The 19,475-nt window shown below is 73.7% G+C and carries 18 protein-coding genes; 9 read left to right on the top strand and 9 right to left on the bottom strand.

Translation table 11 applies throughout. The features are described 5' to 3' along the window. The first annotated feature begins 48 nt into the window (after positions 1–48). Positions 49–1,665, top strand: a complete 1,617-nt coding sequence (locus RIU97_RS37390; protein ID WP_404961914.1) for a carboxylesterase/lipase family protein — start codon at positions 49–51, stop codon at positions 1,663–1,665. Positions 1,666–1,714: 49 nt separating this feature from the next. Beyond that, positions 1,715–2,452, top strand: coding sequence for a class I SAM-dependent methyltransferase (locus RIU97_RS37385; RefSeq protein ID WP_404961913.1), 738 nt, complete (start codon positions 1,715–1,717; stop codon positions 2,450–2,452). A gap of 33 nt (positions 2,453–2,485) precedes the next feature. Here RIU97_RS37385 and RIU97_RS37380 read toward each other — a convergent pair whose 3' ends face one another. Continuing rightward, on the bottom strand, positions 2,486–3,571 hold the full coding sequence (locus RIU97_RS37380; protein WP_404961912.1) for a DUF2330 domain-containing protein: 1,086 nt from the start codon (positions 3,569–3,571) through the stop codon (positions 2,486–2,488). Between the two features lie 86 nt (positions 3,572–3,657). Between RIU97_RS37380 and RIU97_RS37375 the strand changes: the two genes are divergently transcribed. Together RIU97_RS37375 and RIU97_RS37370 are read left to right on the top strand one after the other, a co-directional pair. Continuing rightward, positions 3,658–4,170: a hypothetical protein gene (locus RIU97_RS37375; protein WP_404961911.1), complete on the top strand. Its 513-nt coding sequence runs from the start codon at positions 3,658–3,660 to the stop codon at positions 4,168–4,170. Between the two features lie 117 nt (positions 4,171–4,287). Next, a complete protein-coding gene (locus tag RIU97_RS37370; protein WP_404961910.1) occupies positions 4,288–4,845 on the top strand; it encodes a DUF4232 domain-containing protein in 558 nt (185 codons plus the stop codon). Between the two features lie 30 nt (positions 4,846–4,875). Here RIU97_RS37370 and RIU97_RS37365 read toward each other — a convergent pair whose 3' ends face one another. The 6 genes from RIU97_RS37365 to RIU97_RS37340 all read right to left on the bottom strand — a co-directional run bounded on the left by RIU97_RS37365 (position 4,876) and on the right by RIU97_RS37340 (position 10,645). Further along, entirely contained in the window at positions 4,876–5,727 is an 852-nt protein-coding gene (locus tag RIU97_RS37365; protein WP_404961909.1) for a GNAT family N-acetyltransferase, read from the bottom strand. 89 nt (positions 5,728–5,816) lie between these two features. Next, on the bottom strand, positions 5,817–6,476 hold the full coding sequence (locus RIU97_RS37360) for an HAD family hydrolase (RefSeq protein ID WP_404961908.1): 660 nt from the start codon (positions 6,474–6,476) through the stop codon (positions 5,817–5,819). After that, complete coding sequence (locus RIU97_RS37355; protein WP_404961907.1) at positions 6,473–7,588, bottom strand: ABC transporter ATP-binding protein; 1,116 nt, start codon at positions 7,586–7,588, stop codon at positions 6,473–6,475. The genes RIU97_RS37360 and RIU97_RS37355 overlap by 4 nt, the downstream gene beginning before the upstream one ends. 5 nt (positions 7,589–7,593) lie before the next feature. Continuing rightward, a complete protein-coding gene (locus RIU97_RS37350) occupies positions 7,594–8,607 on the bottom strand; it encodes an ABC transporter permease (RefSeq protein ID WP_404961906.1) in 1,014 nt (337 codons plus the stop codon). Next, positions 8,595–9,482 carry an ABC transporter permease gene (locus tag RIU97_RS37345; protein ID WP_404961905.1) on the bottom strand — a complete coding sequence of 296 codons (888 nt, stop codon included), beginning with the start codon at positions 9,480–9,482 and terminating at the stop codon, positions 8,595–8,597. Before RIU97_RS37345 ends, RIU97_RS37350 begins: the two co-directional genes overlap by 13 nt. After that, entirely contained in the window at positions 9,482–10,645 is a 1,164-nt protein-coding gene (locus tag RIU97_RS37340; protein WP_404961904.1) for an ABC transporter substrate-binding protein, read from the bottom strand. Before RIU97_RS37340 ends, RIU97_RS37345 begins: the two co-directional genes overlap by 1 nt. Positions 10,646–10,865: 220 nt before the next feature. Between RIU97_RS37340 and RIU97_RS37335 the strand changes: the two genes are divergently transcribed. Beyond that, complete coding sequence (locus tag RIU97_RS37335) at positions 10,866–11,612, top strand: GntR family transcriptional regulator (RefSeq protein ID WP_404961903.1); 747 nt, start codon at positions 10,866–10,868, stop codon at positions 11,610–11,612. Positions 11,613–11,887: 275 nt separating this feature from the next. Beyond that, positions 11,888–13,168: a hypothetical protein gene (locus RIU97_RS37330; protein WP_404963075.1), complete on the top strand. Its 1,281-nt coding sequence runs from the start codon at positions 11,888–11,890 to the stop codon at positions 13,166–13,168. A gap of 33 nt (positions 13,169–13,201) precedes the next feature. Here RIU97_RS37330 and RIU97_RS37325 read toward each other — a convergent pair whose 3' ends face one another. Together RIU97_RS37325 and RIU97_RS37320 are read right to left on the bottom strand one after the other, a co-directional pair. Beyond that, positions 13,202–13,945 carry a response regulator gene (locus RIU97_RS37325; protein ID WP_404961902.1) on the bottom strand — a complete coding sequence of 248 codons (744 nt, stop codon included), beginning with the start codon at positions 13,943–13,945 and terminating at the stop codon, positions 13,202–13,204. Further along, a complete protein-coding gene (locus RIU97_RS37320) occupies positions 13,942–14,811 on the bottom strand; it encodes a sensor histidine kinase (protein WP_404961901.1) in 870 nt (289 codons plus the stop codon). Before RIU97_RS37320 ends, RIU97_RS37325 begins: the two co-directional genes overlap by 4 nt. Before the next feature lie 134 nt (positions 14,812–14,945). On the opposite strand from RIU97_RS37320, the gene RIU97_RS37315 reads away from it, so the two are divergent. The 3 genes from RIU97_RS37315 to RIU97_RS37305 all read left to right on the top strand — a co-directional run bounded on the left by RIU97_RS37315 (position 14,946) and on the right by RIU97_RS37305 (position 19,366). Then, positions 14,946–15,656, top strand: coding sequence for an ABC transporter ATP-binding protein (locus tag RIU97_RS37315; RefSeq protein WP_404961900.1), 711 nt, complete (start codon positions 14,946–14,948; stop codon positions 15,654–15,656). Next, positions 15,653–17,962, top strand: a complete 2,310-nt coding sequence (locus RIU97_RS37310; RefSeq protein WP_404961899.1) for an FtsX-like permease family protein — start codon at positions 15,653–15,655, stop codon at positions 17,960–17,962. Before RIU97_RS37315 ends, RIU97_RS37310 begins: the two co-directional genes overlap by 4 nt. A gap of 120 nt (positions 17,963–18,082) precedes the next feature. Next, positions 18,083–19,366, top strand: coding sequence for an SGNH/GDSL hydrolase family protein (locus RIU97_RS37305; protein WP_404961898.1), 1,284 nt, complete (start codon positions 18,083–18,085; stop codon positions 19,364–19,366). Positions 19,367–19,475 lie beyond the last annotated feature (109 nt).

The raw sequence follows: 19,475 nt of genomic DNA, 5'->3' as shown, positions 1-19,475 counted from the left end.
CACCCGCACGCACCCGCGCACGCACTCCGCACGAATCCAGGAGGACGGATGAAGAGGCCCGGCAACCGGCTGTCTTCGGCACGATCCCTGCTCGGCACGGCCCTCGCCCTGGTGACCCTGCTCGCCTCGGCACTTCCGGCGGCGGCCTCGCCGCCCTCACCCTCCGCATCGGCCGGCGGTTCACCGCGCCCGGTCGTCACCGTGGCGCAGGGCAGCCTGCGCGGTCAATCACGCGACGGCGCACAGGAGTTCCTCGGTGTCCCCTACGCCGCTCCGCCGGTCGGGGCCGCGCGGCTGCGGGCACCTCAGCCACCGCCCCGCTGGAACGGGGTGCGCGAGGCCGCGCAACAGGCGCCCGCGTGCCTGCAGTTCTCGCCGTTCGGCCTGGCCGATCCGCAGGCCGTCAGCGAGGACTGCCTGTACCTGGACGTCTACCGCCCCCGGACCGCCCGCCCCGGAGCCCGGCTCCCGGTGGTCCTCTGGATGCACGGGGGTGCGTACAGCCAGGGAACGGGCACGCAGTTCGGCGGCCGCACCATGGCCGATCTCACCCAGAGCGTGGTCGTCAGCATCAACTACCGCCTGGGACAGCTTGGTTATCTGGCCCTTCCCGAGCTGAGCCGGGAGAACGCCCGGCTTTCCGGGTCCTTCGGCCTGATGGACCAGCTCGCGGCGCTGCAGTGGACCCGGCAGAACATCGGCGCGTTCGGCGGGAATCCGGGCAACGTGACGATATCCGGGCAGTCCGCGGGCAGCGGTTCCGTCTGCGCGCTGCTGGCCGCACCCCCGGCCGCGGGTCTCTTCCACCGGGCCGTGCTGCAGAGCGGTCCGTGCTCCCTGCTGCGTACGCCGGACGTCGCGGCTGCCGAGGGGCAGGCGCGGTCCTTCGCCGCCCGCGCGGGATGCACCGTTGCGGCGGAGGCGGCCGCCTGCCTGCGCGCCGTCTCCGGGGCGGCGCTGGTCGAGGCCGCCCGTACGCTGCCCAGCCCGGGTCCGGCGTCCGGCGACGGCCTGCTGCCGCTCCCGCCCGCGCAGGCCATCGGCGACGGCACGTGGAACAAGGTGCCGGTGCTGATCGGGAGCACCCGCGCCGAGGCCCGCTTCTTCGTGGCGCTGACGCAGCCGCGGCTGACGGCGGAGCAGTACACGGCGCAGATCCTGGCGGACTACGGGGCCGCGGGTCCCGAGGTGCTGGCCCGCTATCCGGTCGCCGCGCACGGCTCGCCGTACCTGGCGCTGTCGGCCGTCATGACGGACTCGGCCTTCGCGTGCCACACGGCGTGGACAGCTCAGCTCTTCGCGTCCCAAGTACCCACGTACGTCTACGAGTTCGACGACCCGCAGTCGCCCACCCTCGCGGGGGCGCAGGTGCCGGGCCTGGACGAGTCGAACGCGCACAGCGCGGAGCTGGCCTATCTGCACGACTTCACCATGGGCGAGCGCCCGCTGACCCCGGTCCAGACCGCGCTCGGCACTCGGATGAAGCGCTACTGGGCCGCGTTCGCACGCTTCGGCGCCCCCGTCGTGGCGGGTCAGACGCCGTGGCCGCCGGCCGCCGCCGGTACGGTCCTCACCCTGAATCCGTCGGCTACGCGCACGACCTCGTCCTTCGGCGAGGACCACCAGTGCTCCTTCTGGCGGACCCAGCCTCCCCGGCCCCTCTGATCCACTCCGGGCAGCCGTGCATAGGATCTCCTCATCGGGAGGGGGCCGGATGGACCGGAACATACGCACGGTGGACGACGTACTGCGGCTGCTGGACGGCCTCTTCGCTCCGGAGGCCGACCGCTGGACGGCCGGCGGGGCCTCGTGGTGGGACGGTTTCTACGCGGACCGCTCGAAGGCCGTGCCGTTCTTCGTGTCGAAGCCGGACGAGAACCTGGTCTCCTCCGTCGAGCGCGGCCTGGTCACCCCGGGCCGCGCCCTCGACCTGGGCTGCGGTCCGGGCCGCAACTCCCTGTACCTCGCCTCCCGGGGCTTCGAGGTGGACGCCGTCGACCTGTCGCCGGCGGCCATCGCCTGGGCCGAGGAGCGTGCCCGCGAGGCCGGGGCCGAGGTCCGCTTCCATTGCGGCGACGCCTTCGCCCCCGCCGCGACCGGGCTGGCGGGCCCGTACGACCTGATCTACGACTCCGGCTGCTTCCACCACCTGCCGCCGCACCGCCGCATCAGCTACCTCGCCCTCCTCGACCGGGCCCTCGCCCCCGGCGGGCAGCTCGCGCTCACTTGCTTCGCGGCCGGCGCGATGGGCTCCGAACTCCCCGACGAGGCCTTCTACCGCGAGGCCGGACTCCAGGGCGGCCTCGCCTACACCCCGGAGTCCTTGCGCGCGATCTTCGCCGACCTGACGGAGGTCGAGCTGCGCCGCATGAACGACGAGGACGCCGAGTCCCCGGTGTTCGGCGAGGCCTTCCTGTGGACGGCCCTGTTCCGCCGGTCCGCCGCGTCGTAGCCGGCCGGGACCGGGCCGCCCGTACGGGGGACTTCAGGCGGCCCGGTCCTCGCGGAGCCGTCGGCGGCGTCGGATCACCGCGAAGGCAGAGCCCGCGAGCGCCGCCAGGACGGCCGACACCGTCAGGAGCCAGACGGGTATGCCGTCCCCCACGGTGAGCAGCTCGTCGTGGTAGACCGCCCTGCGGTACGGGGTGTCCTTGGCGGTGGCGCGCAGTTCGTGGTCGGCGTCGATGCGGGCCGGCTCCGGGAACTCCTGGTCGATCGCGGTCAGGAACACCGCCTTGCCGCCCGCCAGTTCGGCGACCGGGCCGTCCTTCGGGTGCACGGTCCCCGCGAAGGTCACCTTCGGCGCGGAGCCGCCGATCGGGGAGGCGGGTTCCATGCGGTGGTCGGCCAGCACGTACAGGCCGAGTGACTGGGGCGTCTTCGCCATGCGGGAGAGCCGCATCGGGTAGACCAGCCGGTCGCTCTCGAAGCGGATCCTCAGCGGGTCGAGGTCGCCGCGCAGCACCTTGCCCTGCTGGCGGGGGGCGAGCCGTACCGCCACGTACTCCCACCGCTGGTCGACGTACGGCTGGACTTCGGCGGCGAGCCGGTCGGGGAGCTTGAAGCCGTTGGTCTCCAGCCAGGTCTTCAGGGCGTCCGGGTCGGTGGCGGTGAGCCGGGCGACGTCGAAGTCGCCGAGCTGTTCGCGGCCGACGACGCCGACGGACGCGTCCGCGGCGCCCGGGGGTGTGGCGCCGACGAGGCCGTCCCGGCCGGAGGAGAAGGGCCAGTCCCGGTCGCGCGGCCAGAAGTAGTGCCGGGCCTTGCGCTCGGGCCGGGTCAGGTCGCGCAGTGCGCCGAACACGTCCCCGTCGCCCAGCTCCACCGTGGCCCGCCCGGGCACCGGCATGATCCAGGCGGCCCGGTGGGCGTCCCCGCCGACGGTGAAACGCATGACGATCTGCTCGGTACGGCCGTCCCAGCGCACGACGGACGTCTCCCGGTCGACGCCGATCCGGGACTGGCCGTCGGGAACCATGGCCCCGCATCCGCACGCGTACGCGGGGTTGATCAGGGCGCCGAGCTGCGTCACGAGCAGGGCGAGGAACAGGGCCGGAATTCTTCGTTTCATCCACACGGGGTCTCAGACGAAGGCCCTGGTGATCCGGTTCCGACCCCCCTCGCAGAGCGCTCGGCCGTTGGCTCATACTGTGCCCCATGAGGGGGAGCGAGAAGCGGCAGCATGCTCTGCTGCGCCAGGGCGCCGTGCCGCGCAGTCCGCTGGTTCCGGACGCGGTGGAGGCGGAGATCGCCCGGCACGACTGGGAGTCGACGGAATGCGGCTGCGGCCGTTCGGCGGGCCATCTGGTGGCCGCCGTACGGGATGCAGCCGAGGGTCATCCGGCCGCGTTCCACGCGCTGGAGGGCCATGTCTTCTTCGCGGAGAACCTGAAACCGCCCGCTCCGGCGGTGTGCGGCGTGCTGATGGCCGTGTGGGCCGCGCACCCGCCCCGGCAGGCGACCCGCGAGGCGCTGCTGTGGACGCTGCTGGCGCTGCTGTGCACGGTGGACGACGGCGGCACCCACGAGGCCGGGCTGCACGGGCAGTGCGTCGCCTTCATCCGCACCGGCACCGCCGGCTTCCGCCGCGAAGTCACCGCGGCCCCCGGCTCGGGACCCGCCGCCTACGCGGAGGGCATCCTCGAGATCCTCGGCCTGCCGGCCTCCTGAGGGGTGTTTTGCCTCCAGGTCAGAGCGTTACGGGTGCCGTCGGGCAGCGGTGGTGCGAGGCTGGGTGGAGATGTGGCCCGGCGTGAGCGGGCGTCCTGCGGACCATGAGGAGACCGTATGAAGGGCACGACGCATGCAGGCGTGGCCAGGGCCACGACCCGCTGGCTCGCGACGGGCGCCGTGACGTGCGGCCTGTTGCTGGCCGCGGGTCAGGGCGCCTCGGCTCAGCAGCCGGACGGGCGGCGGGCACCCGCCCCGCCCTGCGCGAACACACAGCTCGTCGCCGACGGCGCGCGGCAGATCCGCGGCAGCCAGGTGCGGATCACCTTGCTGAACGAAGGTCCGCAGGCGTGCTCCCTGAAGGGGTTCCCCACCGTCGCCCTCGCCGGTCAGGGCTCGCCGGACCGCAACAAGTCCCTGAACGTGGTCCCTCAGGGCCAGGCGCGCCCCGTGGAGCTGCAGGCCGGTGGCCGGGCCTGGACGCAGCTCACCTTCACCCCGGTGCTCGGTGAGGCCGACGGGTACTGCGCCTCCGGCGCGGAGCCGACCGTCGCGCCCTCGGTCGTGCTGGGCGTGGGAGGCGGCGGCCTCCAGGTTTCGCCCGACGACGGCGGCGAGTTCGCGCTCTGCGGCACCACCGTCCGCGCCACGGCCTTCCGCGCCGCCGGTTCCTGAGGACCTCGCCGGGCCGGATCCCCTGACCGCTCAGAGGCCGATCGAGCGGTACTCGTCCAGCACGGCGAAGCCGGTGCTGTCGTACAGGCTCATCGCGACGTCGTTGCCGCCGAAGACGTTGAACATCATCGCCTCGTCGCCGCCCTGCCGGGTGGCCCACTCGCCGACGCCCATCGCGGCCCGGCCGTGGCCCTTGCCGCGGTGCTCCTCGTACACCTCCAGCGAGAAGCCGAAGGTGACGCCCGGCAGGAAGCCGTGGTTCACCCAGCCGGTGCCGACCGCCTGGCCGTCGGCCTCCATCACGTAGAAGGCGTGGCCCGGGGTCAGGTATCCCTGCGGGAGGTAACGGGCGAATTCCTGGTCGGACTTCGCCTTGGCCTGCTCCGGGGTCAGGGCTCCGGACCGGACGATGTCCGCGATGTACCCGGCCTCCTCGGCGGCGTACCAGGCCGGGTACTCCTCCTCGGTGAGCCGGCGGACCGTCAGGCCCGGCGGGAGCTCGGGCCGCTCGGCCGTGGCACTCATCCGGATCTGTTGCCGTACGGGGTAGTCGGCGAACGCCCCCGCCCCGCCGGTGAGCCGGACCTCCACCCGCTGCGCCCCGTGCTCGGCGCACCACCGCTCGGCCCACGCGCGCCCCTGCGGCACCGTGAGGTCATGGATCCGGCCCACGGTCGCGCCGTTGTCCTCCGTCACCCCGACCGCGATCCAGCCGGTGCCGTCCGTGGCGACCGTCCAGCCGTCGATACCCTCCACCGCCCGCTCCAGCAGGGCCCGGGCCAGCGGCTCCGAGCACCCCGCAGCCCGGTAGCCGGCCAGCACCCGCTCCTCGAACCCGCCCCGCCACTCACCCTGGTCGGCCACGATCTGTATCCCGTTCATCCGCCCACCCTAGGCAGGACCGCCGCCCACCCGCCGAACCTTTTCCGCCGCGGGGACCGACCGCCCGGCCTGACCGGCAGGGACGGGTCTCAGGAGGTGGCCGGCAGGCAGCTCCGCAGGAGTTCGGGGGTGGCCTCCTCCAGGGAGCGGGCGAAGACCCGTTTCGGTGAGGCGGGGACGGCCAGCAGTGAAGGCACGACCAGGACCCCGCAGCCGGCCGCCTCCGCGGAGGCGGCGCCGTCCGGCGAGTCCTCCACCGCCACGCACGCCTGCGGTACGAGGCCCAGCCGTCCGGCCGCGGCCCGGTACGGGTCCGGGTGCGGCTTGGTCCGGGCCGTGTCGTCGGCGGACAGGGTGAAGGCGAAGGGGACATGGGCCAGCGAGCCCCCGACCACCGAGTCCACGACCACCCGCGGGGACGCGCTGACCAGGGCGAAGGGCACGCCCTCCGCCGTGAGCGCGGTCAGCAGCCGCTGGGCGCCGGGCCGCATCGGCGCCCCCGCCTCCACCCGGCGGAAGAAGTGGTCGGTGAGGGCCGCCCCCACCTCGTACGGGTCTCCCCCTCCCGAGACCCGTACGAGGTGTGCGGCGGTGTCCTCCACGGCGCGGCCGACCACCTCGGGCGCGTCGGCGTCGGTGAGGCGGTGGCCGAGGCCGTCGGCCACCGCCTCGGTGGCCCGCCACCACAGCCCCTCCGTGTCGACGAGGGTGCCGTCCATGTCGAACAGGACCGCGGCGAGGGCGCTCACGCGGACCTGGCCACGACGAGCACCGGCCGCTCGGCCAGTCCCACGGCGGCCCGCGCACCGGGCACCAGGGCTCCGGCGTCCCGCGAGGGCAGGTCCGCCTTGACCGGTACCCCGCCGGGCAGTTCCAGGTGGAGCCGGGTCACGGAGCCGAAGAAGGAGGCGGCGACCACGGTGGCCGTGCCCTGCGTGTCGGCGGTCGCCGTCACGTTCTCGGGTCGTACGAGGACCTCCACGTCCGGGGTCGACGGCGCCGGGCCGTCCACCGGCAGGCGCGCTCCGGCGACCTCCACGAGGCCCGAGTCGGCGAGCCGTCCGGGCAGCCGGTTCATGGTGCCGACGAACTCGGCGACGAAGGGGGTCGCGGGGCGGTCGTACAGCTCGGCCGGGGCCGCGCACTGCTCCAGCCGGCCGGCGTTCAGGACGGCGACCCGGTCGGCCATCGACAGCGCCTCCTCCTGGTCGTGCGTGACGAACACGGTGGTGATGCCGAGGGAGAGCTGGAGCCGGCGGATCTCCTCGCGCAGGTTCGACCGCACCTTGGCGTCCAGCGCGGACAGCGGCTCGTCGAGCAGCAGCACCCTCGGGCGCAGGGCCAGCGCGCGGGCGAGCGCGACGCGCTGCTGCTGGCCGCCCGACATCTGGTGCGGGTAGCGGTCGCCGTGGTCGGGGAGGCCGACCAGGTCGAGCAGTTCGGCGGCCCGTTCGCGGCGCTGCGCCGCCCCGACCTTGCGTACGCGCAGTCCGAAGGCGACGTTGTCGCGGGCGTTGAGGTTGGGGAAGAGGCTGTACGACTGGAAGACCATGCCGGCGTCGCGGCGGTTGGCCGGGACCCGGGTGATGTCCTGTCCGTCGACGAGCACGTCACCGGAGTCGGGCTGCTCGAAGCCCGCGACGACGCGCAGGGCGGTGGTCTTTCCGCAGCCCGACGGGCCGAGCAGGGCCAGGAGTTCGCCGGGCTCGACGGTCAGGTCGAGGCCGTCGAGGGCGACGGTGGAGCCGAACGCCCTGCGCAGGCCGCGGAATTCGACGCGCGCGCCGGCCGGCTGCTCGGTGCGGTCCGCGGGCTCGGTGGCGTCCGCCGGCTTCCCGGCCGCGGGGAGGGTGGTGGGCATGGGGGTCAGGACTCCTTGCGGGAGGTGGTGGCGGGGGCGGCCGCGGCGGTGGAGGGGGTGGTCCCCGCCCGTGAGAGGGCGATCAGCAGCAGCCAGGTGATGAGCAGGCTGAGGATGGAGACGGCCACGGACATGCGGGCCTGTGCTCCGGAGATCGAGACGATCCACACGGCGAACGGCTGGAACCCGAGGAGGGAGGCGATGGTGAACTCGCCGAGCACCAGGGCCAGGGTGAGGAAGGCGGCGCCGGCGAGCGAGGCCCGCAGGTTCGGCAGGAGCACGCGCAGGACGACGTACGGCCAGCTCGCGCCACAGCTGCGGGCGGCCTCGACGAGCGTCGGCACGTCGACGGCGCGCATCCCCGCGTCGAGCGAGCGGTAGACGAAGGGCAGCGCCAGGACGGTGTAGGCGAGGACCAGGACGACGGGGAACTTCTCGTTCTGGACGGCGATGAAGGTCTGGTAGAGCGGGGTCCGCGACAGGTGTTCCGGTCCCCAGCGCAGCACCGTGGAGATTCCGGTGACCAGCGCGATCGGCGGCACCACCAGCGGCAGCATGCACATCACCTCGACGACCGGACGCAGTCGCGGGGAGCCGATGCGTACGGCCACCAGCGCGGGCACCGCGAGCAGCAGCGACAGCGCGATCGTCGCGGCGGCGAGGCCGAGGGAGAGCAGCAGGCTCTCGGTGAAGCCGTCGGCGGAGAGCAGTTCGCCGTACGCCTCGAAGGTGATCCCCTGGCCGGGCACGTGCACGGTGAAGACGAAGGAGGCGAGGAGCGGGCCGAGGAAGTAGACGCCGGCCAGGGCGAGGACGGCTCCGCGCCAGACCCCGGGCCGGCGGGCGCCGCGGCCCTGCCGGGCCGGGGTGCCGGACGGGGCGGAAGCGGGGGCCGGTGCCGGTGCCGGTGCCGGTGCCGGGGAGTCTCCGTGCGCGGGCCCGTCCGGGCGGTCGTCCGCCCGGAGCTCGCCGGGCGGGATGGCCCGGGCCGGCGGGGCGGGGGTGTTCATCGCAGCCATCGGGCGCTCCGTCGCTGGAGGGGCAGGTAGACCGCCATGACCAGGGCGGCGATCAGGATCATGTCGAGGCCGAGGGCGAGCGCCACGTTCTCCTGGCCGGTGAGCACGTTCCCGGACAGCGCGTCCGCGATCTTGAGCGTGACGAGCGGTACGGAGCCGCCGACGAGGGCCGCGGCCGTGGCGTGGGCGGCGAAGGCGGTCCCGAAGAGCAGCACGAACCCGCCCAGCAGGGAGGGGGCGAGCACGGGCAGGCCGACGTGGCGCCAGAACTGCCATCCGGTGGCCCCGCTGCTCTGGGCGGCCTCGCGCCATTGCGGGCGCAGTCCGTCCAGCGCCGGGGCGATCACCAGCACCATCAGCGGGATCAGGAAGTACAGGTAGACCACGGTGAGGCCGGTGAAGGAGTACAGGTTCCAGCCGAGGCTGCCGAGATCGGCGAGCTGGGTGACGACTCCGGAGATGCCGACGGTGGCGATGAAGGCGAACGCGAGCGGTACGCCGCCGAAGTTGGCGAGTACGCCCGAGGCGGTCAGTGCCGCGCTGCGCAGGCCCTTGGAGCGGGAGGTGACCACGGCCTGGGCGATGACGACGCCGAGTACTCCGCCGACGAGTGCGGTGAGGGCGGAGAGCTGGACGCTGCCGACCAGGGAGCCGAGGTAGGGGCCCTGGAGCGAACGCGCGAGGTGTTCGCCGGTCAGCCGGGTGGTGCCGCTCGCCTGGTCGGTGCGGGTGACCGCGCCGAAGGCCATGGCGCCGAGCGGGATGCCGAAGCAGAGCCCGGTGAAGACGAGGAGCGGGAGGGCCGCGAGCCAGGTGCGCGGGCCGCGCCGCCGGCGGCTGGTGCCGCCGGCGGCGCGTGAGTCGGAGGTGGACATCAGGAGAGTGCCTTGTCCCACTTCTCGGCGAGCGTGGCCTTGGCCCGGTCGAGCTCCGCGGAGGCCGGGAAGGCCGGGGTGCCCTGGACCTGCGGGAGCTTGGTGACGGCGTCCTTGTCGGCGGTGCCGTCCTCGGTCATGACGGGCAGCAGCACCGGGCGGGCGTGTCCCTTGAGCCAGAGGTTCTGGCCCTCGGCGCTGTAGAGGAACTCCATCCACAGGCGGGCGGCCGCCGGGTTCGGGGCGTCCACGTTGATGGCCTGCGAGTAGAACTGGGCGAAGACGCCGTCGGCGGGGACGGTGACCTTCCAGTCGACGCCCTTGCCCTTGAACTGCTCGGCGTAGCCGGCGTTCAGGTAGTCCCAGTCGATGGAGATGGGCGTCTCGCCCTTCTCGACGGTGGCCGGGGTGGACTCGACGGGGATGAAGTTCCCGCTCTTCTTCAGCTGCCCGAAGAAGTCGATGCCCGGCTGGATGTCCGCGAAGGAGCCCTTGTTGGCGAGCGAGGCCGCGTAGACGCCGCCGAAGGCAGAACCGGACTTGGTGGGGTTGCCGTTGAGGGCGACCTTGCCTTTGTACTCCGGCTTGAGGAGATCGGCGAAGGTCTTCGGGCAGGTGGTGATGCGGGCCGCGTCGCAGCCGATGGAGACGTAGCCGCCGTAGTCGTTGTACCAGCGGGCGTCGGCGTCCTTCTGGGAGCCGGGGATCTTGTCCCAGGCGGTGACCTTGTACGGGGCGAAGAGCTTCTCGGCGGCGCCGCTGCGGGCGAAGGCGATGCCGAGGTCCAGCACGTCGGGGGCGCGGTCCTGGCCCTTGCGGGACTTGACCGCGGCTATCTCGTCGGCGCTGGAGGCGTCCGGGTTCTCGCTGTTCACCTTGATCTTGTACTTGGCCTCGAAGGCCTTGATGATCTCGCCGTAGTTCGCCCAGTCCGGCGGCAGCGCGATCACATTGAGCTTGCCCTCCTTCTGCGCGGCGGCGACGAGGGCCTCCATCGAGCCGAAGTCGGCCACCGAGGCCGCGGCGCCCGGCTGTACGCCGGTCTTGGTGGCGTCGGCGCCGCCGGACTTCTGGTCGGGTGCCGCACCACACGCGCTGAGCGTGGTGAGTACGGCGGCGCTGAGCAGTACGGCCGCACCGCGACGGGCGGAGGAACTGAGCACGGTCTCTCCCGGAGACGAGGGTGGGTTCACTTGTCTGAACAAGTTGGCACCAGTTCGCCCGGGCTCGCTGTACGGACGGTGAACGGCGCCCGTCTCCGGGAGCACGGCTCGACGAAGAGCTGAGAATGACCGGAACAAGTCGTGACAGGGCATGTTGGAATGATCATGAGTACGGCATCGACCGGGGTGATCCGTACGCACCGACCAGGGGGCGAAGGGCATGGGCACGGTCCGTTATCTGGAGATCGCCGATGCGCTGCGCCGGGCGATCCTCTCCGGCGAGCACCCGGTGGGCTCCCAACTGCCCTCCGAGAGCGACCTGGCCGCCCGCTGGTCCGCCTCGCGCGGCACGGTCCGCCAGGCGGTGGCCACCCTCGCCGCCGAGGGGCTGATCGGTTCCCGGCAGGGCGCGCGGAGGATCGTTCTGCGCCACGAGCGCCGGCACAGCTTCGGTGAACTGAACAGCTTCGCCCAGTGGGCCGAGGGGGTCGGGCACGAGGCCGCCAGCCGCTTCCTCTCCCGCACCCGCCGGCCCGCGACCGCCGAGGAGGCGGAGCGGCTCGCGGTGGCGCCGGGCGCGGAGATCCTCGCGGTGCTGCGGCTGCGCCTGCTCGACGGGGAACCCACCATGGTCGAGCGGACGGCCTACCCCGACTGGGTCGCGGCGGCGGTGGAGGCCATGCCGGAGGACTGCCGCTCCATCATGGACCGGCTGGCGGACGGCTCCGGGGTCGTCGCCCACTACGGCGAGCACCTCATCGACGCCCTTCCGGCCGGCAGCGAGGACGCCCGGCTGCTGGCGGTCCGGCGCGGCAGTCCGCTGCTGCGCCAGCGGCACGTCTCCGCCACGTCGACCGGCCGCCCGATCGAGTGGTCCGACGACCGCTACCGGCCCGGCAGCGTCACCTTCAGTGTGAGCAACTCCGCAGTAGCAACGCCGCTGGAACGGCGCGCCGGCGACGGCTGATCAATCCGCTTCACGGTCCCGCCCTCGCCGCTGTATCGTCCCCGGCGGAACCGGCCGGCCGCCGAACCGGACCGGATCCGCCGGGAGATCGACCCCCTCACCGCGGAGCGGCCTCGCCGGCGCCGCGCCAACCTCACCCCGCGGCGCCGGCCCGGATCCGGACGGCCGCCGCCGCACCACAGACCGGGAGCCCGCCAGTGAACGACCTCCTGTGCGGCCTCGCCGCCAATCCCGCGCTGCCGCCCGAACTGGTCGACCGGCTCATCGCCCGGGCCATGGCGGAGCCCGACCCCTCCGAGAGCCACGCCGATGACCGCGCCGAGGAACTGGTCGACGATCTGGTCCGGGCCCTGACCGGGCGCGCCGGCCTCGGCCGCGCCCAGGTGGCGGCCCTGGCAGCGCGCGACGAGCGCACCGCCGTGCTGCTCGCCCGCATCGGGCACCTGACCGCCGCCGACGTCGACCCGGAGGTGCGGCCGTACGCGGCCCTCGCCCTCCTCGACGAGGGCCGCGGCCTGCCGGAGTGGGCCCGTCTGTTCGCGGCGGACCCCTCCCCCGACGTCCGCTGGAAACTGGCCTCCTGCCCCGCCCTTCCCCCGGACGTCGTCACGATCCTCTCCGCCGACCCGGACGTGGAGGTCGTCACCGAACTGGCCCTCTGGACCACCGAATCCCCCGAAGCCGCCCGCCTCGCGCGGCATCCGCATCCCGAGGTCCGCCGCGCGGCGGCGGCCAACCCGGCCACGCCGGCTCCTGCCGTGACCGCCCTCGCCGAGGACCCCGAACTGTCGCTGACCTGGGTGTTCGCCGAGCGCACCGATCTGCCGCAGACCCTGTACGCGCGGACGGCCGCCGACCCGCGGCCCGGGGTCCGGGCCACGCTCGCGAGGAACCCCGGGATCGGGCCGGAGCTGATCCGGGTCCTGGCCACCGACCCGGAGGACGACGTACGGCGGAGCCTGGCGCAGCATCCGCGGGCGCCGCTCGACGTGTTGGTGGGGCTGGCCACCACGCTCCGGACCTGGCCGGACCTGCTGCCGCGGATCGCCGCCGCCACGCCCTCCGAACTCGCGGAACTGGCCGCGTCCCCGCATGCGGCCGTACGGATGCTCGTGGCGCAGCGGCGCGATCTGCCGGCGGAGTTGCGCGACGCGCTGGCCGGGGACCGGGATGCGGCGGTGGTCAGGGCCGTCGCCCCGCATCCGGGCCTGTCCGAGGACCGGCTGCGCTCGATGGTCTCGCTCCACGGGGTGCAGGTCCTCGCGGCGGTGGCCGCCAACCCGGACGCGTCCGGATCCCTGCTGGAGGACCTGACCCGGCATCAACCGCCGGTGCGGAAGGTCTTCAAGGAGGTCGCCCGGCACCCGAACGCGGCGGGTCCGGCCCTGCTGGCCTGCCTGGCGGACAGGACGGCCCGCCCGTTGGCCGCCGCCCATCCGGCCCTCCCGGCGGCGACCCTCACCGCACTGCTCTCCGACGAGGACCCCCAGGCGGCCCAGGAGGCCGCCGCCAATCCCGCGCTGCCGCGCACGGTGATGACGGATCTGGTGCCCTGACGGCCCGCCGGGCCACCTGCAGCCGGGCCGAGTTCACCCAGCGGGCTCCGGACCGCGCGCCGCACCGGAGGAGACGGCCGAGCCCGGGGTGACCAGGCCGCTCTCGTAGGCCAGGACCACGGCCTGCGCCCGGTCGCGCAGGGACAGCTTCGCGAAGATGCGGGCCACATGGGTCTTCACCGTGGCCTCGCTGAGCGTCAGTTCCCGCGCCAGCTCGGCGTTGGAACGGCCGTGGCCCATCAGGGTCAGCACCTCGCGTTCGCGCGGCGTCAGCGCGGCCAGTTCCCGGGCGCCGGCGGTCGTGAGGCGGTCAGCGCCGGCCGCGCCCGGGGCGCAGCGTTCCACCAGCCGCCGGGTGATCGACGGGGAGAGCAGCGCATCGCCGGTGCCGACGAGACGGACGGCTGCGGCGAGATGTTCGGGGGTGACGTCCTTGAGCAGGAAGCCGCTGGCTCCGGCGGCCAGGGCGGCGTACACGTACTGGTCGAGGTCGAAGGTGGTCAGCATGATCACCCGACAGCGCGGGGATTCGGCGAGGATGCGCCGGGCGGCCTCCAGGCCGTCCATGTTCGGCATCCGGATGTCGAGCAGGACGACGTCCGGGCGCAGCCGGCGCACCGCCGCGACCGCCTCCAGCCCGTCGGCGGCCACGCCGACCACGTCGATCCCCCGGGCCGTCAGGATCAGCCGGAAGCCGGTGCGGACCAGGTCCTGGTCATCGGCGATCACCACCCGGGGCGACGGCGCGGCCGGGGCGGCCCCGGCGGGCGTGCTCACGGCCGGTCCAGGGGGAGGCGGGCGCGCACCCGGTATCCGCCGCCGAGGCGGCGGCGGGCGTCGAAGTCGCCCCCGTAGACGGCGACGCGCTCGCGCAGGCCGAGCAGTCCGCGGCCGGCGCCCCCGGCCTTCGGAGCGTTCCCGCCACCGGTCGGCCGGGGTCCGGGCGTGCCTCCCGTCAGCACGCTCGGTCCGCCGCCCAGCACCTCCACGCGCAGCGCGTGTTCCGCGTATCGCACCGTCACTTCCGTCTTGCCTCCGTGTCCGTGTTTGAGAGCATTGGTCAGCGCCTCCTGGATGATCCGGTACGCCGTGACGTCGATCCCCGCCGGGAGCGGGCGCGAGTCGCCGGAGATCCGTACCTCCACCGGCAGGCCGGCGAAGGCGAACCGGTCGATCAGCGAGCCGAGCCTGGCGAGGCTCGGCTGCGGCGACAGCCGGGCGGCGGCCGCGGCCCCCTGCGCCTCGTACGGCTCGTACGGCTCGTCCGCGCCGTCCTGGGCGGGTGCGAGCAGGCCCAGCAGGTGCCGCAGTTCGGTCATCGTGTTCCGCCCCGCCTGCTCCACGGCGCCCATGGCCGACGCGGCCTCGTCCGGCATCGTGCCCAGCACCTCGCGGGCGGCTCCCGCCTGGACCACCATCAGGCTCACGTTGTGGCTGACGATGTCGTGGAGCTCGGCCGCGATCCTGGTCCGTTCGGCATCGACAGCGGTGCGGGCCGCGCTCTCCCGCTCCCGCTCCAGCAGCCACCCGCGCGCCTCGATCGCCGCCCGGTGGCCGCGCCGGGCGCGCAGCAGGGCCACGCCCAGCCCGCCGGCCGCGGCCGCCGAAAGGCAGGCCGCCACCACGGCGATGATCAGCCCCACCGTCAACTCCCCACCCGTGTACGCCTCGATGTCATTCTGCCGGACCCGCCTCGTACATCCCCGGGATGACCTGCCCCCAGGGTTACATCCGGGGGCGGACGCACCGTCCGCGGGCTCCACTTTAGGTTCGGGCCATGACAACTGATCACGACAGTGCGCGGCAGGTCGTCGTACGACTGGACGGTGTGCACAAGGAGTACGGCGACGCGAAGGCTCTGGACGGCCTGTCCCTGGAGATCCGGCGGGGGGAGGCGGTGGCCGTGATGGGCCCCTCCGGCTGCGGCAAGTCCACGCTGCTCAACATGGTGGCCGGGCTGGACCGGCCGACGGCGGGCACCGTCGAGGTGCAGGGTCAGGACCTGGGGACGCTCAACGAGACCGGGCTGGCGCTGTTCCGGCGCCGGCACATCGGCATGATCTTCCAGTTCTTCAACCTGATCGACGACCTGCCCGTCCTGGACAACGTGGCGCTGGCCGCCCAGCTGACGGGCACCTCCGCCCGGCAGGCGCGCCGGCGCGCCCTGGAGCTGCTCGACGAGCTCGGCGTGGCCGACCGCCGGAACAACTACCCGGCGACGCTCAGCGGCGGGGAACGCCAACGGGTCGCCGTGGCGAGGGCCCTGATGAACCGTCCGGCGCTGCTGCTGGCGGACGAGCCGACCGGCGCCCTCGACAGCCGGTCGGGCGAGCAGGTGATGGACCTGCTCATCGACCTGAACCAGATCGGCCAGACCCTGCTGATCGTCACGCACGACCCGCAGTTGGCCACCCGCTGCGCCGGCCGCCTGGTCGAGGTCGCCGACGGCAGGGTCGCCCGGGAGAGCGCGCTGGAGGCGACCGCGTGAGCGCCGTGTGGCGGGCCTCGCGCGCGGCCGTGAAGCGCCGCAGGCTCCAGAGCTTCGTCATCGGACTGGTCGTGCTCTGCTCGACCACGACCGTCCTGCTCGCGCTGGGGCTGCTCGACGTCGCCACCAGCCCCTTCGACAAGGCGTACGCCGCCCAGCGCGGCCCGCACACCGTGGCGGTCTTCGACACGGCGAAGGTCACGCCGGAGCAGCTGGCGCAGACCGCCCGGCGGCCCGGTGTGACGGCCGCCGCGGGGCCGTTCGGGCAGAGCGTCGTGGACGTGCCCGAGGGCTGGCTCTGGATGCCGGGCGGCTCGCTCACCGTGGTGGGCCGGGCGGACCCGGGCGGCCCGGTGGACCGCGTCGAGGTCCTGGAGGGCCGCTGGGCGACCGCACCCGGTGAGATCGTCGTCGGCTGGACCTCCGACGGCTCCCCCGGCCCGGAGCTGCTGGGAACCATGCTGGAGGTCCCCGGATCCGCGCCGCTGACGGTCGTGGGATTCGCGGCGGGCATGAGCAAGTCGGCGGACGCCTGGGTCTCTCCCGAGCAGATGACCGCGCTGCGTCCGGCCACCGCTCAGATGCTCTACCGCTTCACCGGCTCCTCGACGGACGCGCAGCTGAGCTCCGCACTGGCCGGAGCCACCTCCGGACTGTCCGAGGGGTCGCTGACCAGCGCGCACACGCACCTCGACCTGAGGAAGGCCTTCTCGTCACTGGCCGACGCCTATCTCCCCTTCATGACGCTCTTCGGTGTCCTCGGCCTGCTGGTCTCCGCCCTGATCGTCGGGAACGTCGTCAGCGGGGCGGTCGTCTCCGGTTACCGGCACATCGGCGTGCTCAAGGCCCTGGGCTTCACCCCGAACCAGGTGGTCGCCGTGTACCTGACGATGATGGCCGTGCCGGCCGTCGTCGGCTCCGCCGCCGGCACCCTGCTCGGCAACGCGCTGGCCGAGCCCATCCTGGGGGTCGCGTTCTCCGGCATCGAGACCGGCCGGGCCGCCGTCGGCGGCGTCTCCTCGTGGGTGTCGGTCGTCTGTCTGCTGGGGATGCCCGCCCTCGTCCTGCTCACCGCGCTGGTCCCCGCGCTGCGGGCGCACCGGCTGCCGGCGGCCCGGGCGATCAGCGCGGGCAGCGCCCCCCTGACGGGCCGCGGGCTGCGCGTCCAGCGCGCGCTCGGCGGCAGCCGGCTGCCGCGCGCGGTCAGCATGGGCCTGGGGCAGCCGTTCGCCCGCCCCGGCCGCACGCTGCTGACCCTGGCGGCCATCGTCCTCGGGGTCACCACCGTGACCCTGGCGACCGGACTGACCAGCACGATGCTGGCGTACAGCGAGGCCGGACGCGGGGGCGCCGGTGCTCTGGTCAGGGTGGAGGCCGGGGGGCCGGTCAACGGCCGGACCCCTCCCCTGCTCGGCGACGCCCGGATCGAGGAACGGCTGCGGTCGCTGCCCGGTGCGACGCAGGTACGGGCCCGCGCACTGGCCCAGGTGACCCTCGTCGGGCAGAGCCGGCCCGTCTTCGCCGACTTCTACCGCGGGGACAGCGCCTCGTACGCCACGCAGGTCGCCAAGGGCCGGATGCCCGAGGCGGCCGGCGAGGTCGTGGCCGGGCCGGCCTTCCTGACCCAGCGCGGGCTGCGGCTCGGTGACCGGGTCACCCTCGCGCTGAACGACAGGCAGACGACCGCGACCGTCGTGGGCGAGCTCATCGAGGGCAACGCGCGGGCCCTGGAGGCCTCCTGGGAGACCCTCCTGCCGCTGGCGCCGGACGCCCGCGCGGTCGAGTACGAGGTGCGGCTGGCTCCCGGAGCCGATGCCCGGGCCTACGCCGAGGCGGCCGGGGCCGTCGACCCGGGGCTGCGCGCCTCGGTGTCGGATTCGGTGAACACGGCCACCACCACCGTCGTCACCTTCTCGTCGGTGTTCACCGTCCTGCTGAGCGTGGTCGCGTCGCTCGGCGTCTTCAACACCGTCCTCCTGGGCACCCGCGAGCGCCGCCGGGACCTCGGCATGCTCAAGTCGATCGGGATGACTCCGCGGCAGGTGGTGGTGATGACCGTGACCTCGGTGGCGGGAGTGGGCGCGGTCGGCGGACTGCTCGGCATCCCCCTCGGGGCGCTCGCGCACCGGCTGGTGGTGGACAACGTCGGGATCGTCGCCTTCCCGGAGTCGATGAAGAACGTCTGGGACGCGCCGCAGTTGGCGGGCCTGCTGCTGGCCGGGGTCGCGATCGCCGTTCTCGGCGCACTGGTTCCCGCCCGGTCGGCGGCCCGGATGACGATCGCGGCGGCCCTGCACACGGAGTAGGCGGCGGGGCGGCGCCCCCGGAAGAGGTGGATGGGCGGGCGTGCGTACGGACGGTCGAGGGGGCTCGGGAGACTTTCGCCGTGGCTGTCACATCTCCACCCCCGCCCGGGTCAGAGGAGTATGACTGCCAAGAAGATCGTCCTCGCCCTCCCGCTGGCCGCCGCGCTCATGACCGTGACCGCCACCGTTCCCGCCTCCGCCGCGCCCCACGGCCCCTGGCACAGCGCCTGGGGCGCCTCCCCGCAGGCCCCCGCCACCACCCCCTGGTACCCCAACTGGTCCGAGGCGGGCTTCGCAGGCGAGTCCGTGCGGCAGGTGGTCCGTGTCGGCGCCGAGGGGGCCGAGCTGCGCGTCCGGCTCACCAACGCCTACGGCAAGACCCCCCTGCGGCTCACCGGTGCGACGGTCGCCCGGACCGCCGGGGGCGCCGCCGTGCAGCCGGAGTCGGTCCGTACCCTGCGCTTCAAGGGCGCGCAGTCCGTCACGGTCCCGGCCGGCGGGCAGCTCTCCAGCGATCCGGTGGCCCTTCCCGTCAAGGCCTTCGAACAGCTCACCGTCACCTTCTACTTCGAGGGCCCGACCGGGCCGGCCACCTTCCACAACGTCGCCATGTCCCTGTCCTACAAGGCTTCCGGGGACCACCGGCGCGACCCGGCGGCGGACGCCTTCGCCGCCGCGCAGCCGAGCTTCTCCTGGTACTACCTGGCCGGCGTCGACGTGAAGAACACCCGTCCGAGCAGCCCCGGGAGGGCGGTCGTCACCTTCGGCGACTCCCTCACCGACGGCTTCGGGGCGACCCCCGGCGCGGACCGCCGCTACCCCGACGAGCTCGCCAAGCGCCTGGCCGCCAACGGCCGTTCGCGTCCGGTGCTGAACGCCGGCATCGGCGGGAACAGGGTGCTGAACGACTCGGCGTGCTTCGGCGAGAGCGCCCTCGACCGGTTCCGGCGCGACGCGCTCGGCCGCCCGGACGTGGGCACCGTCATCCTCCTGGAGGGCACCAACGACATCGTCCTGCCGGACTCCCCCACCCCCGACCACTGCACCGTGCCCGGCTCCAGGGTCACCGCCGACGAGATCATCGCCGGATACCGGCAGCTCATCCGCGAGGCCCGCATCCGCGGGGTCAAGGTCATCGGCGCCACCCTCCCGCCGTTCCACGGCTCGGCCTACTGGACCGAGCGCGGCGAGGACGTCCGTACGGCCGTCAACACCTGGATCCGCACCAGCGGCGCGTACGACGGGGTGGTGGACTTCGACCGGGTGCTGGCCGCGCCCGCCGACCCGGAGCACCCCAAGGAGATCAAGATCAAGGACGAGTACGCCTTCCCCGCCGACCGCCTCCACATGAACGACGCCGGATACAAGGCGATGGCCGACGCCGTGGACCTCAACTCCCTCTGATCCCGCGCCCCTCGGCCCCCCGCCGCTCGGCCCCGCCCCTCGGCCCGGTTCAAGTGGTTCGTCACCTCCCCGGGCCGGGGGTCGTTAGGGCCTGGGGGTTGATCCGGGG

The organism is Streptomyces sp. 147326, assembly GCF_045000215.1.
Classification (GTDB): domain Bacteria; phylum Actinomycetota; class Actinomycetes; order Streptomycetales; family Streptomycetaceae; genus Streptomyces.
The sequence above is the reverse complement of the archived record's forward strand: the minus strand, read 5'-3'. Positions and strand labels throughout refer to the sequence as shown.

Excerpts from the sequence above, each read along its gene's own strand:
- RIU97_RS37390 (WP_404961914.1), top strand. The coding sequence starts at position 49 with ATGAAGAGGCCCGGCAACCGGCTGTCTTCGGCACGATCCCTGCTCGGC.
- RIU97_RS37385 (WP_404961913.1), top strand. The coding sequence starts at position 1,715 with ATGGACCGGAACATACGCACGGTGGACGACGTACTGCGGCTGCTGGAC.
- RIU97_RS37380 (WP_404961912.1), bottom strand. The coding sequence starts at position 3,571 with ATGAAACGAAGAATTCCGGCCCTGTTCCTCGCCCTGCTCGTGACGCAG.
- RIU97_RS37375 (WP_404961911.1), top strand. The coding sequence starts at position 3,658 with ATGAGGGGGAGCGAGAAGCGGCAGCATGCTCTGCTGCGCCAGGGCGCC.
- RIU97_RS37370 (WP_404961910.1), top strand. The coding sequence starts at position 4,288 with ATGAAGGGCACGACGCATGCAGGCGTGGCCAGGGCCACGACCCGCTGG.
- RIU97_RS37365 (WP_404961909.1), bottom strand. The coding sequence starts at position 5,727 with ATGAACGGGATACAGATCGTGGCCGACCAGGGTGAGTGGCGGGGCGGG.
- RIU97_RS37355 (WP_404961907.1), bottom strand. The coding sequence starts at position 7,588 with ATGCCCACCACCCTCCCCGCGGCCGGGAAGCCGGCGGACGCCACCGAG.
- RIU97_RS37350 (WP_404961906.1), bottom strand. The coding sequence starts at position 8,607 with ATGGCTGCGATGAACACCCCCGCCCCGCCGGCCCGGGCCATCCCGCCC.
- RIU97_RS37345 (WP_404961905.1), bottom strand. The coding sequence starts at position 9,482 with ATGTCCACCTCCGACTCACGCGCCGCCGGCGGCACCAGCCGCCGGCGG.
- RIU97_RS37335 (WP_404961903.1), top strand. The coding sequence starts at position 10,866 with ATGGGCACGGTCCGTTATCTGGAGATCGCCGATGCGCTGCGCCGGGCG.
- RIU97_RS37330 (WP_404963075.1), top strand. The coding sequence starts at position 11,888 with ATGGCGGAGCCCGACCCCTCCGAGAGCCACGCCGATGACCGCGCCGAG.
- RIU97_RS37315 (WP_404961900.1), top strand. The coding sequence starts at position 14,946 with ATGACAACTGATCACGACAGTGCGCGGCAGGTCGTCGTACGACTGGAC.
- RIU97_RS37305 (WP_404961898.1), top strand. The coding sequence starts at position 18,083 with ATGACTGCCAAGAAGATCGTCCTCGCCCTCCCGCTGGCCGCCGCGCTC.